Annotated in this window: 13 protein-coding genes; 9 read left to right on the forward strand and 4 right to left on the reverse strand. The window is 69.9% G+C overall.

All coding sequences use genetic code 11. The features are described from left to right. Positions 1 to 233 precede the first annotated feature (233 nt). The 7 genes from hemL (at position 234) to ccsB (ending at position 7,911) form a co-directional block, all read left to right on the forward strand. Positions 234 to 1,559 (forward strand): glutamate-1-semialdehyde 2,1-aminomutase, encoded by a 1,326-nt coding sequence (gene hemL, locus SL103_RS01610; RefSeq protein WP_069566976.1) that lies wholly within the window; start codon positions 234 to 236, stop codon positions 1,557 to 1,559. Between the two features lie 8 nt (positions 1,560 to 1,567). Next, entirely contained in the window at positions 1,568 to 2,248 is a 681-nt protein-coding gene (locus SL103_RS01615) for a histidine phosphatase family protein (RefSeq protein ID WP_069573275.1), read from the forward strand. A gap of 146 nt (positions 2,249 to 2,394) precedes the next feature. Beyond that, positions 2,395 to 3,621, forward strand: a complete 1,227-nt coding sequence (locus SL103_RS01620) for a hypothetical protein (RefSeq protein ID WP_069566977.1) — start codon at positions 2,395 to 2,397, stop codon at positions 3,619 to 3,621. A 77-nt stretch (positions 3,622 to 3,698) separates the two neighbouring features. Next, the gene (locus SL103_RS01625) at positions 3,699 to 4,304 is read left to right on the forward strand and encodes a TlpA family protein disulfide reductase (RefSeq protein WP_069566978.1); all 606 of its coding nucleotides are present in this window, start codon (positions 3,699 to 3,701) and stop codon (positions 4,302 to 4,304) included. Between the two features lie 11 nt (positions 4,305 to 4,315). Continuing rightward, positions 4,316 to 5,083, forward strand: coding sequence for a cytochrome c biogenesis CcdA family protein (locus SL103_RS01630; protein WP_069573278.1), 768 nt, complete (start codon positions 4,316 to 4,318; stop codon positions 5,081 to 5,083). A gap of 3 nt (positions 5,084 to 5,086) precedes the next feature. Then, the gene (gene resB, locus SL103_RS01635; protein ID WP_069566979.1) at positions 5,087 to 6,826 is read left to right on the forward strand and encodes a cytochrome c biogenesis protein ResB; all 1,740 of its coding nucleotides are present in this window, start codon (positions 5,087 to 5,089) and stop codon (positions 6,824 to 6,826) included. Continuing rightward, on the forward strand, positions 6,823 to 7,911 hold the full coding sequence (gene ccsB, locus SL103_RS01640; protein ID WP_069566980.1) for a c-type cytochrome biogenesis protein CcsB: 1,089 nt from the start codon (positions 6,823 to 6,825) through the stop codon (positions 7,909 to 7,911). The genes resB and ccsB overlap by 4 nt, the downstream gene beginning before the upstream one ends. A gap of 114 nt (positions 7,912 to 8,025) precedes the next feature. On the opposite strand, the gene SL103_RS01645 is transcribed toward ccsB, so the two are convergent. The 4 genes from SL103_RS01645 to SL103_RS01660 form a co-directional block, all read right to left on the reverse strand. Next, a complete protein-coding gene (locus SL103_RS01645) occupies positions 8,026 to 9,453 on the reverse strand; it encodes an alkaline phosphatase family protein (RefSeq protein ID WP_069566981.1) in 1,428 nt (475 codons plus the stop codon). 214 nt (positions 9,454 to 9,667) lie between these two features. Further along, a complete protein-coding gene (locus SL103_RS01650) occupies positions 9,668 to 10,315 on the reverse strand; it encodes a DUF4291 domain-containing protein (RefSeq protein WP_069566982.1) in 648 nt (215 codons plus the stop codon). Between the two features lie 124 nt (positions 10,316 to 10,439). After that, positions 10,440 to 10,982: a nucleoside deaminase gene (locus SL103_RS01655; protein ID WP_347877829.1), complete on the reverse strand. Its 543-nt coding sequence runs from the start codon at positions 10,980 to 10,982 to the stop codon at positions 10,440 to 10,442. 28 nt (positions 10,983 to 11,010) lie between these two features. Next, the gene (locus SL103_RS01660) at positions 11,011 to 11,436 is read right to left on the reverse strand and encodes a PLD nuclease N-terminal domain-containing protein (protein ID WP_069566983.1); all 426 of its coding nucleotides are present in this window, start codon (positions 11,434 to 11,436) and stop codon (positions 11,011 to 11,013) included. Between the two features lie 89 nt (positions 11,437 to 11,525). Between SL103_RS01660 and SL103_RS01665 the strand changes: the two genes are divergently transcribed. Together SL103_RS01665 and mqnP are read left to right on the forward strand one after the other, a co-directional pair. After that, positions 11,526 to 12,986: a menaquinone biosynthesis decarboxylase gene (locus SL103_RS01665; RefSeq protein WP_069566984.1), complete on the forward strand. Its 1,461-nt coding sequence runs from the start codon at positions 11,526 to 11,528 to the stop codon at positions 12,984 to 12,986. Continuing rightward, on the forward strand, positions 12,983 to 13,885 hold the full coding sequence (mqnP, locus tag SL103_RS01670; RefSeq protein WP_069566985.1) for a menaquinone biosynthesis prenyltransferase MqnP: 903 nt from the start codon (positions 12,983 to 12,985) through the stop codon (positions 13,883 to 13,885). Before SL103_RS01665 ends, mqnP begins: the two co-directional genes overlap by 4 nt. The last annotated feature ends 159 nt before the right edge of the window (positions 13,886 to 14,044 follow it).

A 14,044-nucleotide genomic window follows, 5' to 3' on the forward strand; every position in this document is an offset into this window, starting at 1 on the left:
GCGCATGAAACGCCCGGCCGCACGCCCCCGTGCGCCTCTGAGACCATTGCTTGCGTGACTTACTCGTACGTCGCCCCAGTTTCGCAGACGAGTGGGGGCTGACGCCCGGTCGAAAGCGAGAGGAATCAAAAAAGGATCGAACGGGAACCGCGCGGCACCTTGGGTGGTCCAAGCGGGGATTCCCGCACCGTTGTCAGCCGGGCCGTGTCCGTGCGTCGCCGCCCTCCCCGTTTATGCAGGTCAGGATCACAGTGTCTTTTCCGTATGAAGCCCCTGTTTCGCAGTCGCTGTTCGAGCGCGCGTCCGCGGTGACGCCGGGCGGCGTCAACTCCCCGGTGCGGGCGTTCCGAGCCGTGGGCGGTACGCCCCGGTTCATGGTGTCCGGTACCGGTCCGTACCTCACCGACGCCGACGGCCGTGAGTACGTCGACCTCGTGTGCTCGTGGGGTCCGATGATCCTCGGCCACTCCCACCCCGAGGTGATCGCGGCCGTCCAGGAGGCCGTCTCCCGCGGCACGTCCTTCGGGACGCCCGGTGCCGGCGAGGTCGAGCTCGCCGAGGAGATCGTGGCCCGGATCGAGCCGGTCGAGCAGGTGCGGCTGGTCTCCAGCGGCACCGAGGCGACCATGTCGGCGATCCGGCTGGCGCGCGGTTTCACCGGCCGCCCCAAGGTGATCAAGTTCGCGGGCTGCTACCACGGGCACGTCGACGCGCTGCTGGCCGCCGCCGGCTCCGGCGTGGCGACCTTCGGGCTGCCCGACACGCCGGGCGTGACCGGCGCGCAGGCCGGCGACACGATCGTGCTGCCGTACAACGACCTGGAGGCGGTGCGGACCGCGTTCGCCGCGCACCCGGGCGAGATCGCCTGTGTGATCACCGAGGCGTCGCCCGGCAACATGGGCGTGGTGCCGCCGCTGCCCGGCTTCAACCAGGGCCTGAAGGACATCTGCTCCGACAACGGCGCGCTGTACATCTCCGACGAGGTGATGACCGGCTTCCGCGTCAGCAAGTCCGGTTGGTACGGAATTGATGGCGTACGTCCTGATTTGATGACCTTCGGCAAGGTGATGGGCGGCGGCTTCCCGGCCGCGGCCTTCGGCGGTCGCGCGGACGTCATGGCGCACCTCGCGCCGGCCGGCCCCGTCTACCAGGCCGGCACCCTGTCCGGGAACCCGATCGCCACCGCGGCCGGTGTCGCGCAGCTGCGGCTGCTGGACGACGCCGCGTACGAGAAGGTCGACGCGGTCTCCGCCGAGCTGCGCGCGCTGGTCACCGGCGCGCTGGCGAAGGAGGGCGTCGCGCACCGCCTCCAGGTCGCGGGCAACATGTTCTCGGTCTTCTTCACCGGCGCGGACGTCACGAACTACGACGAGGCCAAGGCGCAGGAGTCCTTCCGCTTCACCGCCTTCTTCCACTCGATGCTGGCACAGGGCGTCTACCTCCCGCCGTCCGCCTTCGAGTCGTGGTTCGTCTCGACCGCGCACGACACACAGGCCGTCGAGCGGATCGCGGCCGCCCTGCCGGCCGCCGCGCGGGCCGCCGCCGAAGCGACGGAATGATGGGTGACATGAGCAGCGAAGAGATCACCGTCGTCCATCTGATGCGGCACGGCGAGGTGCACAACCCCGACGGCGTGCTCTACGGCCGCCGCCCCGGCTACCACCTCTCCGACCTGGGCCGGAAGATGGCCGACCGGGTCGCCGAGCACCTCGCGGAACGCGACATCACCCATGTCGTGTCCTCGCCGCTGGAGCGTGCGCAGGAGACCGCGACGCCGATCGCCGGCGCGCACAACCTGGAGCTGGCCACCGACGAGCGCCTGATCGAGGCGGCCAACGTCTTCGAGGGCAAGACCTTCGGGGTCGGCGACGGCGCGCTGAAGAAGCCGGGCAACTGGAAGTACCTGACGAACCCGTTCCGGCCGTCGTGGGGCGAGCCGTACATCGAGCAGGTCGTCCGGATGATGGCGGCGCTCGGGGCGGCCCGGGACGCGGCGCGCGGCCACGAGGCGGTGGCGGTCAGCCATCAGCTGCCGATCTGGATCGTGCGCAGCTTCGCGGAGCGGCGGCGGCTGTGGCACGACCCGCGGAAGCGGCAGTGCACGCTGGCCTCGCTGACGTCGTTCACGTTCCACGGCGACAAGATCATTTCGGTGGGGTACAGCGAGCCGGCGCGCGATCTGGTTCCCTCCCACCTTCTGGCGGGCGCCAAACCGGTCAAGGGAAAGACCAAGGCTTTCGGGGCCTGACACTGCGTCACCTGGCGGAACGTCAAACGCAAGCAAAATGAAATATCCGATCGATTAACTCGGAACCCCATCGCTCGACATGCCCTCTTCTCGGTTGTCCGTTTATATGGACATTGAGTTCGGCGAGCACGGATGGGGACGAGGGTATGCGCGCGATCAGTCGGCGAAACCTGCTGGGCATGGGAGTTGGGGCAGCCGCGGCGCTGGGCGTCGCCGGCTGCTCCTCGTCGGACTCGGACGCGGGGGCGGACAAGCAGAAGGTCAAGAACTCTGTCCAGGCCCGCCCCAAGCTCATCGGTGACGGTTCCACAGCGAATTACGGCGCGCAGCCCAACCAGCCGAAAGCACCCGAACGGATGGAGCCCGGACAGACCCCTCCGCAGTTCGTGGTCTTCTCCTGGGACGGTGCGGGAGAGGTCGGCAACGGCCTCTTCCCGCGCTTTCTCCAGCTCGCCAAGGACCACGGCGCGGCCATGACCTTCTTCCTCTCCGGCCTCTATCTCCTCCCGGAATCCCAAAGGCACCTCTACGAGCCGCCGAACAACCGGCGCGGCGCCTCCGCCATCGGCTACCTCAGCGACGACCACATCAAGGAGACCCTGAAGTACGTGCGCCAGGCGTGGCTCGACGGCCACGAGATCGGCACCCACTTCAACGGCCACTTCTGCGGCGAAGCCCCGACCTCGGTCAAGCACTGGAGCCCCCGCCAGTGGCAGTCCGAGATCGAGCAGGCCATGGACTTCGTCACAAAGTGGCGGACCAACACCGGATTCACCGATCTCGACCCGCTGCCGTTCGACTACCGAAAGGAATTGGTCGGTAGCCGTACGCCGTGCCTGCTCGGCCAGGAAAACCTCCTGCCGACCGCCCGCGAACTCGGCTGGCGCTATGACGCCAGCTCCCCCGGCGGCCTTCAGATGTGGCCCAAGAAAAAGATGGGGATCTGGGACTTCCCGCTCCAGCAGATTCCCTTCCCCGGGCACTCTTTCGAGGTGCTCTCGATGGACTACAACATCCTCGCCAACCAGTCGAAGAACTCCACCAAAGCACCGCCGGCCAACTACCCGGGCTGGCGCCGGCAGGCCACCGACGCCTATATCTCCGGTTTCCGCCGGGCCTACGAGACCAACCGCGCGCCCTTCTTCATCGGCAACCACTTCGAGCAGTGGAACGGCGGCATCTATATGGACGCCGTCGAGGACGCCGTCAAGCACATCGCCAACGAGCAGAACAGCGATGTCCATCTGGTGTCGTTCCGGCAGTTCACCGACTGGCTGGACGCCCAGGACCCCGAGGTGGTGCGCAAGCTCCAGCAGGTCCCCGTCGGCAGGCGCCCGCACGAAGGCTGGAAGGCGTACCTCACAGCGGCCTGACGTGCCGCTTCGCCCCGGACAAAGCCACCCCAGGGGGGCGCGGAAGATCCGGAAAAGGCCCATGCGAAACTTTTCACATGACTAGCCGCGCCCCACGCCGCACGCGCCGCCGGATCACCCTGCTCGCCGCGGGGGCGGCGGCCGCCTCGCTGACGCTGAGTGCCTGCGGGGACGGAGCCTCCGGCGGCTCGGCCCAGACCCGTTTCGTCCAGGGCAAGAACGGCGTCGACACCGTCAAGCAGGGCGACCGGCAGCCCGCGCCCGCCCTGTCCGGCGAGACCACCACCGGCAAGAAGCTCGACGTCGCCGACTACAAGGGCAAGGTCGTCATCCTCAACGTCTGGGGATCGTGGTGCGGCCCCTGCATCGCCGAGGCGGACAACTTCGCCAAGGTCGCCCACGACACCGAGGGCAAGGGCGTCCAGTTCATCGGGATCAACACCCGCGACTCCGAGAAGTCGCAGGCCACCAGCTTCGAGGAAGAGCACAAGGTGCCCTACCCGAGCCTGTTCGACCCCACCGGCCGGCTGATGCTGCGCTTCCCCAAGGGCAGCCTCAACCCGCAGTCCATCCCCTCCACGATCGCCATCGACCGGCACGGCAAGATCGCCGCCCGCTCGATCGGCCCGCTCACCGAGGACGATCTGCGCAAGATGGTCGCCCCGCTGATCGCCGAGAAGTGACCGGCCCCGCGATGCACCTCGTACCGCTCGCCGCTGCCGCGGAGAACCAGACCGTCATGACCGGCGCCCTGCTCGCCGCCGTGCCCCTCGCCCTGCTCGGCGGGCTGGTCTCCTTCTTCTCCCCCTGCGTCCTGCCGCTGGTCCCCGGCTACATGTCGTACGTCACCGGCGTCACCGGCACCGACCTCGCCGAGGCCCGCCGCGGCCGGATGCTCGCCGGCGCCTCCCTCTTCGTCCTCGGCTTCACCGCCGTCTTCGTCTCCGGCGGCGCGCTCTTCGGGTACTTCGGGCAGACCCTGCAGACGTACAAGGACCCCATCTCGCGCGCGCTCGGCGTGCTGATGATCCTGCTCGGCCTCGCCTTCGCCGGCGTGCTCAAACGCTTCGGCCAGCGCGAGCTGCGCTTCCACAAGAAGCCCACCATGGGACTCGTCGGCGCGCCGGTCCTCGGGGTGCTCTTCGGCGTCGGCTGGACGCCGTGCCTGGGCCCCACCCTCACCGCCGTCAACACCCTCTCCCTCTACGAGGCCAGCGCCGCCCGCGGCGCCCTGCTCACCGTCGTCTACTGCCTCGGCCTGGGCCTGCCGTTCATCGCCGTCGCCCTCGCCTTCCGGCGGGTGCTCGGCGCGTTCGGCTGGGTCAAGCGGCACTACGCGTGGGTGATGCGGGCCGGCGGCGGCATGATGATCGCCCTCGGCATCCTCCTCGTCACCGGCGTCTGGGACAGTTGGATGTCCGGGCTGCAGAGCTGGGCGCAAAGCACCACCGTTGGGATCTGACTGATGTCCACCAAGACCGACACCCCCCGCGACCCGGAGAGCGGCGCAGCCGCCGACGACGCGGGCAACGATCTCGGCGCGGCCGGATCCCAGCTCTCCACCGCGCCCAGGGAAGACGTCACCCTCCCCTCGCTCGGCCCCCTCGGCTGGGCGCGCTGGTTCTGGCGGCAGCTGACCTCGATGCGGGTGGCGCTGCTGCTGCTCTTCCTGCTGTCGATCGGCGCCATCCCCGGCTCGCTGATCCCGCAGACCAGCATCGACCCCGTCAAGGTCGACCAGTTCAGGACCGACCACCCCACCCTCGGCGGCATCTACGACAAGCTCGGGATGTTCCACGTCTACAGCTCGGTGTGGTTCTCCGCGATCTACCTGCTGCTGTTCATCTCCCTGATCGGCTGCATCGTGCCGCGCAGCTGGCAGTTCGTCGGACAGCTCCGCGGCCGCCCGCCGGCCGCCCCGCGCCGGCTGACCCGACTGCCCGCCTACACCACCTGGCGCACCGACGCCGCACCCGACGACGTCCTCGACGCCGCCGGCCGGCTGCTGAAGAAGCGCCGCTTCCGCGCCCACCGCTCCGGCACCGCGGTCGCCGCCGAGAAGGGCTACCTGCGCGAGGTCGGCAACCTCGTCTTCCACGTCGCGCTGATCGTGATGCTGGTGGCGTTCGCCGTCGGCAGCCTGTGGAAGTCCGAGGGCGGCAAGCTGATCACCGAAGGCGACGGCTTCGCCAACAGCCTCACCCAGTACGACGATTTCAAGTCCGGTGCCTTCTTCGACACCGACACCATGGAGCCCTTCGGCTTCACCCTCGACAAGTTCGTCGCCACCTACGAGCGCACCGGACCCCAGAAGGGCACCCCGCGCATCTTCCGCGCCGACGTCCGCTACTTCTCCGGCGCCGACGGCAAGGAGCACAAGACCTCCATCGAGGTGAACACCCCCCTCGACATCGCCGGCAACCGCGTCTACCTGCTGTCGCACGGCTACTCGCCGCAGGTCACCGTCAAGGACGGCCGCGGCAAGGTCGTCTACAAGGGCGCGGTGCCCTTCCTGCCGCAGGACAGCAAGAACTTCACCTCCACCGGCGTGGTGAAGGTGCCGGGCGCGCGCACCAAGGACGGCAAACGCAACCAGCTCGGCTTCCAGGGCTTCTTCGTGCCGACCTTCGGCGGCAAGGGCTCCGGCTCGATGTTCTCCCAGTTCCCCGCCCTGGACAATCCGCGGCTGGTGCTGACCGCCTACCACGGCGACCTGGGCGTCGACTCCGGACTGCCGCAGAACGTCTACCAACTGCAGATGAAGAACCTCAAGCAGTACAAGGTCGGCGGCCGGGCCGTCGCCCAGATGATGCAGCCCGGCCAGACGATGACCCTGCCCGGCGGCGACGGCAGCATCACCTTCAACGGCATCAAGACCTGGGCCAGCTTCAAGATCAGCCACCAGCCGGGCAACGGCCTCGCCCTCACCGGCGCGGCCGCCGCCCTGCTCGGCCTGGCCGGCTCGCTGTTCATCCAGCGGCGCCGCGTCTGGGTCCGCGCCGAGCCGGCCGACGACGGCAGCGGCGCCACCGTCGTCGAGATCGCCGGCCTCGGCCGCAGCGAGTCCGCCCGCCTCCCCGAGGAACTCGGCGCCCTCGCCGCCGCCCTGGAACCCGACGCCCCCCTCGCCCCGCACCCCGAAGACCCCGTGGAGCCCACCGACTCCGACGGCCCTGCTGAACCCTCCGAAGGAGCGCGCGCGTGAACATCGCTGCCGCAGCCAACGAGACGCTGGCGCACAACAGCAATGTCCTGGTCTATTCGGCAATGGCGATCTACACGCTCGCCTTCGTCGCGCACATGGCCGAGTGGGTGTTCGGCAGCCGCAGCAAGGTCGCCCGCACCGCCGCCGCACTGACCACCCAGGCCACCGCCACCGCCGCGCCCCCCGCCGCAGCGAACCGGCAGGGCGGCGGCACCGCCGTACTCGAACGCCCCAAGGTCATCACCAAGACCGCCGCCGGCAGCCGCGACGTCCCCGACGGCCCCGGCGCCGCGGGCGGCACCGAGAAGGGCGACCTCTACGGCCGGATCGCCATCTCCCTGACCGTCCTGGCCTGGGCGCTGCACGTCGGCGGCGTCGTCACCCGCGCCCTCTCCGTACAGCGCGCCCCCTGGGGCAACATGTACGAGTTCTCCACGACCTTCGCCGCGGTCGCGGTCGGCATCTACCTGCTGCTGCTCACCCTCAGGAAGAACGTCCGCTGGATCGGCCTGCCCCTGGTCACCACGGTCCTGCTCGACCTCGGCCTCGCCGTCTCGGTGCTCTACACCGCCAGCGACCAGCTGGTGCCCGCGCTGCACTCGTACTGGCTGTGGATCCACGTCAGCTGCGCCATCCTCTCCGGCGCGGTGCTCTACCTCGGCGCGGTCGCCACCCTGCTGTTCCTCTTCCGCGACCGCTACGAGGCCAAGCTCGCCGACCCGGCCGGCAAGCAGCCCGGCGCCTTCGCCGCCTCCGTCCTGGAACGGCTGCCCTCCGCCGCCTCGCTGGACAAGTTCGCCTACCGCGTCAACGCCACCGTCTTCCCGCTGTGGACGTTCACCATCATCGCGGGCGCCATCTGGGCCGAGGCCGCCTGGGGCCGCTACTGGGGCTGGGACCCCAAGGAGGTCTGGTCCTTCATCACCTGGGTCGCCTACGCCGGCTACCTGCACGCCCGCGCCACCGCCGGCTGGAAGGGCCGCAAGGCCGCCTGGCTCGGCCTGATCGCCTTCGCCTGCTACCTGTTCAACTACTACGGCGTGAACATCTTCGTGACCGGCCTGCACTCCTACGCCGGAGTCTGACCCGCCGGCCGCACACCCGCCCCGCGGTGCCGTACGGCAGGACGGGCCCCGACCGGGCCCGGCCCCGTACGGCACCGTTCTGTGTGCACACGGTGGCCCGGCCCGCTCCGGCGCTCAGCGCCGCTTGCGCCGCCCGCGCTCCTGACGCGGAGGCCGCTGCCCCGCCCCCGGCAGCGTCGGCTTCGGCAGATGCGCCACCTCCCACTGCGCCTCCGCCAGCTTCTCGGCCGTGTCGTCCGGCAGCCGCGGCGGCCGGTGCGCCGCCCGCCGGAAGCCGAACGCCGACGTCAGATCGCCGAACGCCGACCGCCGCCAGTCGCTGATGTTCGGCTCCTCCACCCCCGTCCAGCGCTCCAGGAACTGCAGCACCGACGTGTGGTCGAACGCGTCCCCGGCCGCCCAGCCGCCCACCGTCCACGGCGAGACGATCAGACACGGCACCCGGAAACCTCCGCCGATCGGCAGGCCCCCGACGAACTCGTCCTTCGTGCCCGCCGGCGGCACCGGCGGCGGCACATGATCGAACAGACCGTCGTTCTCGTCGTAGTTCAGGATGAAGACCGTCTTCGCCCACACCCTCGGGTTCGAGGCGATCGCCTCGATCTTCTGCGCCACGTAGTCGGCACCGGCCGCCGGCAGGTAATCCGGGTGCTCCGACTGGTGGCTGGTGGGGATCAGCCAGGACACGGCCGGCAGCCGGTCGTTGCGGGCATCGTCCTCGAACGTGCCGGCCGGCTGCGGCCGCATGCCCCGCTCGTACAGCGGCTCACCCGGCTTGGAGTCCCGGAAGGTCTGGAACTGCTCCAGCAGATTGCAGCCGTAGTCGTCCTCCTCCTGGTACACCTTCCAGCTGATGCCGGCCGCCTCCAGCCGCTCCGCGTACGTCGTCCAGCGGTACGGCTTGGGCGCGGTGTTGTTCAGCACCGGACCGCCGAGCTTGCCGCCCGGGTCGAGGGTGCCGGTCATCCAGTACAGCCGGTTGGGCCAGGTCGGGCCGAAGACCGAGCAGAAGTAGTTGTCGCACAGCGTGAACGCCTCGGCGAGGGCGAACTGGAAGGGGATGTCGTCGCGGGTGTGATAGCCCATCACGTACGGCCCGTTGACCCCGTCGGCCTTGCGGTGCGCCGGCAGCCAGCGGTCCATCTTGCCGCCGTTCCACGCCTCGTGCTGCACCGACCAGGCGTGGCTGGTGGACGGGATGGCCTGCGCGCTGGAGGTGTGGGTGTTCAGGCGGAACGGCAGCAGATAGCCGTCCGGGTTCTGCGCGTCCGGCTGGTGGAAGACCGACCGGCCGTCCGGCAGGGTCAGCGCGTCCGGGTCGGCGAAGCCGCGGACACCGCTGAGCGTGCCGAAGTAGTGGTCGAACGAGCGGTTCTCCTGCATGAGCATGACGACGTGCTCGATGTCGTGCAGTGAGCCGTGACGTGCCGGTCCGGCGGCGACGGCCTTTTGGACACTGGGCGGCAGCAGTGACAGCGCCGCGGCGCCGCCGACCGCGCCGGCCGCGGAGCCGAGGAGTCTGCGTCGGGTCATGTCGGGCATATGTGCCACTCTCCCTGAGTCGCGTGAGCCCTCAGTGGGCCGACTTGACTGTGGCGGCGGGAGAGTTTCCCGGGCAGGGGGAGGCATCTGAACGATGACTCAATTGGCTGTGAACGGACGTCAGTTGGCCAAAGCGCCCTACGTCCCGTACGTCACACGAAGCAGTGCCCCGCGGACCCTTCGAAGGCCGGAATTACGCGTTTGTGAAGCAACGTCAGGACACGCGGCCAAGCCCCGGAGTTCCCTCGGGTGCCGGGTACGGACGCTCCCGCGGCAGCAGCGCGGCCGCCGCCGCGACCTCCCCGGAACCCACCAGCGCCCGCACCTCACGCGCGAGCGGCGTGACATCCCGGATCGCCACCGTCCACTCGTCCGCGTACCGCCGCGACGCCTCCCCCGCCAGTCCCAGCTGCAGCGAACGGTACGGCAGCGGCCGCAACCACAGATCCCGCTCCGGATCCCACTGCACCCGCGCCGGCGACTCCTTCAACTGCCGCTGCCACACCCCGCGGTTGGCATGCTCCCGGGGATCGTGGTGCGACAGACACGCCCGCCGCAACGCCCAGTCGAACCCCGCCCGCTCGATCTCCACCGCCAGCACCGTCTCCTGCCCGGCCTTCGCGCCCCACCCGCAGCGGTACATCATCCAGAGGAACGAGGGCTTGATCCACGTCATCCGGTCCCGCTTCCACGCCACCGGAAACCGCCCGTCCCGCGCCGCCGGCACCCCCAGCTCCGGCGCGTACGCCTGATAGACGGTGACGGTCCGCTCCGTGTACCGGGCGCGGATACGACGGAACGGCTCGGCAGGACACACCTCCGCGGCGACACCCGACGCGGAAACCCCCGGAACAGTGCTCATGCCCGCATCCTGACGGAACCCCGGACGCCCGCTCCACCGAATTCCCCCGCGGAACCGCCGGGCGCCGGGACCCCACGCCGGCCCTGCTGACCAGGCGTCACCCGGCCGGGCTGCCCCGGACGGCTCACTCGTCGCCGATGTCCTCGTGCCACAGGGCCGGGTACGCGCCGATGAAGTCCCGCATCATCGCCGCGCACTCGGCGTCGTCCAGCAGCACGATCCGCACCCCGTGCCGGGCCAGCCAGTCGTGGCCGCCGTGGAACGTCCGGGCCTCGCCGATCACCACCCGCGAAATGCCGAACTGGCGCACCAGACCGCTGCAGTACCAGCAGGGCGACAGCGTCGTCACCATCGTCGTACCGCGGTAACTGCGCTGCCGGCCGGCCGCGCGGAACGCCGCCGTCTCCGCGTGCATCGACGGATCGCCGTCCTGGACCCGCCGGTTGCGGCCACGGCCGAGCAGGGCGCCGTCCGGCCCGTACAGCGCCGCACCGATCGGGATACCGCCCTCCGCCAGACCCGCGCGGGCCTCGGCGACGGCCGTCGCCAGCATGGCGCGCGCCTGCTCCTGGAGATGAACGGGATGCCCGGCCGGATCGCTGTGGCCGTCGCCGCCGTGCAGCCGCACCTCGTCGCGGTCCTGCCCCCAGTCCTGCGTACGGTCCATGGGAGCACCGTACGCGCTGCCGGGCGTCTCAGCCCTTGGCCGGCGGGGTGTCGTCCGGGCCGTTCGAGACCTCACCCTGCTTGCGCCGCAGCTCCTCCTCGCGGCGCCGCAGATCGGCCTCCCAGTCCTTCAGCAGGGCCTCGTCCTTCTTGTTCTCCTCCTTGAGGGAACGCAGGAACTCCGGATTGTCGTCCGGCGCGACCCACTTCGCCGTGCTGTGGCTGCGGTGCCACTCCGACGGCGTGGAGCCGCCGCCGCCCGCCACCGGGTGCCGGTGCTTGCCCGCCACCAGCCATGCGATCGGACCGATCAGCACCTCGCCGAAGAGCAGGATGACGATCACCCAGATCACCTTCGGCAGGCCGCGCACCTGCGATTCGGGGGTGTTCAGGCAGTCGATGAACGCGTAGATCCACAGTGCCAGCACCAGTAGGAACGGCAGATACCTGAGCATTGCGGAACGGGCCCCCTGTGCGCGACGGCGGGCCTCGCGACGGGGCCCGGTGACCCGCCCAGGGTAGTGCGTACCCGATACTGGAACGCATGGCTTATGACGATCTCCGCTCGTTCCTGCGTGCACTTGAGCGGGAAGGCGACCTCAAGCGCATCAAGGCCGAGGTCGACCCGTACCTGGAAGTCGGCGAGATCGTGGACCGGGTGCAGAAGGCCGGCGGGCCCGCCCTGCTCTTCGAGAACGTCAAGGGCTCGGCGATGCCGCTCGCCATGAACGTCTACGGGACCGACCGCCGGCTGCTCAAGGCCCTGGGCCTGAAGGCGTACGAGGACATCAGCGGCAAGATCGGCGGGCTGCTCAAGCCCGAGCTGCCCCACGGCTTCGTCGGCATCCGCGAGGCGTTCGGCAAGCTCGCCGGCATGACGCACGTACCGCCGAAGAAGATCAAGGGCGAGAGCGCACCCGTCCAGGAGGTCGTGCTCACGGGCGACGACGTCGACCTGGACCAGCTCCCCGCGCTGTTCACCTGGCCCAAGGACGGCGGCTCCTTCTTCAACCTCGGGCTGACGCACACCAAGCACCCCGAGACGGGCGTACGCAACCTCGGCCTGTACCGCCTCCAGCGCCACGACAAGCGCACCATCGGGATGCACTGGCAGATCCACAAGGACAGCCGCAACCACTACCAGGTGGCCGCCAAGCGCGGGGAGAGACTGCCGGTCGCCATCGCCTTCGGCTGCCCGCCGGCCGTCACCTACGCCTCCACCGCCCCGCTCCCCGGCGACATCGACGAGTACCTCTTCGCCGGCTTCCTCCAGGGCAAGCGGATCGAGATGGTCGACTGCAAGACCGTCCCGCTCCAGGTCCCGGCGCACGCCGAGGTCGTCATCGAGGGCTGGCTGGAGCCCGGCGAGATGCTGCCGGAGGGCCCGTTCGGCGACCACACCGGCTTCTACACCCCGCAGGAGCCCTTCCCGGCGCTGACCATCGACTGCGTGACGATGCGGAAGCGGCCGCTGCTCCAGTCGATCGTCGTCGGCCGCCCGCCGACCGAGGACGGCCCGCTGGGGCGCGCGACGGAGCGGTTCTTCCTCCCGCTCCTCAAGATCATCGTCCCGGACATCGTGGACTACCACCTGCCGGAGTCCGGCGGCTTCCACAACTGCGCGATCGTCTCGATCGACAAGAAGTATCCCAAGCACGCCCAGAAGGTCATGCACGCCATCTGGGGCGCGCACATGATGTCGCTGACCAAGCTGATCGTGGTGGTGGACGCCGACTGCGACGTCCACAACCTCCACGAGGTCTCCTGGCGCGCGCTCGGCAACACCGACTACGCCCGCGACCTGACCGTCGTCGAAGGCCCCGTCGACCACCTCGACCACGCCTCCTACCAGCAGTTCTGGGGCGGCAAGGCGGGCATCGACGCCACGAAGAAGTGGCCCGAGGAGGGCTACACGAGGGACGGGGGCTGGCCGGACATGGTCGAGTCCGACCCGCGCACGGCGGCCCTCGTGGACCGCCGCTGGAAGGAGTACGGCCTCTCGTGACCAGCGCATCCGCAGCGATCCCGCAGCCCGGACGCACCAAGGCGTTCCTGCGCCTGGTGATGATCGAGCACTCCGTCTTCGCCCTGCCCTTCGCCTACATCGCCTCGCTGACCGCGATGTACCAGCGGGACCGGCGCATCGACTGGCTCCTGCTGCTCCTCGTCACCGTCTGCATGGTCGGCCTGCGCACCTTCGCGATGGCCGCGAACCGGATCATCGACCGCGAGATCGACGCCCGCAACCCGCGCACCGCGCACCGCGAACTGGTCACCGGCGCGGTGTCGGTGAAGTCCGCCTGGACGGGTGCGCTGATCGCCCTCGTCGTGTTCCTCGGCGCGGCGGCCCTGCTCAACCCGCTGTGCCTGGCGCTCGCGCCCGTCGCCGTGGTGCCGATGGTGGTCTATCCGTACGGCAAGCGGTTCACCAACTTCCCGCAGGCGATCCTCGGCGTCGCCCAGGCGATGGGCCCGATCGGCGCGTGGATCGCGATCACCGCGTCCTGGTCCTGGGAGGCGGTGATCCTCGGCCTCGCGGTCGGCATCTGGATCGGCGGCTTCGACCTGATCTACGCCTGCCAGGACGTGGAGACCGACCGCGAGGTCGGCGTCCGGTCGGTCCCGGCCCGCTTCGGCATCCCCGCCGCGATCCGGGGTGCGCGCGGCTGTCACCTCGTCACGACGGCGCTGTTCGTCTGGTACGCCCTGGCGACCGGCGCGGGCGCGTTCTTCTGGCTGGGCCTGCTGATCGTGGCGGCGGCCTTCGTCTACGAGCACACGATCGTCAAGCCGCACGACCTGACCCGCCTCAACCGGGCGTTCTTCCAGGTCAACGGCTTCATCGGGATCGCGCTCTTCGTCTGCGCCCTGCTGGATCTGCTGGTGCGGGGACTGGCGGTCTGAGCCCGGCCTGCGGTTGAGGGGGAGCGGGGCGGACGGGCCGGGTCCTGGCGGGCCGTGGCGGGCGGGGGGGCGACGGGCCGAGCGCCTGTGGCTGCGGGTCGACGGTTCGAGCCCTGAGAGGTCGAGACCTGAGGGGTCGAGACCTGAGGGTGCGGGGTC

It is taken from the genome of Streptomyces lydicus, assembly GCF_001729485.1.
GTDB classification, from domain to species: Bacteria; Actinomycetota; Actinomycetes; order Streptomycetales; family Streptomycetaceae; genus Streptomyces; species Streptomyces lydicus_D.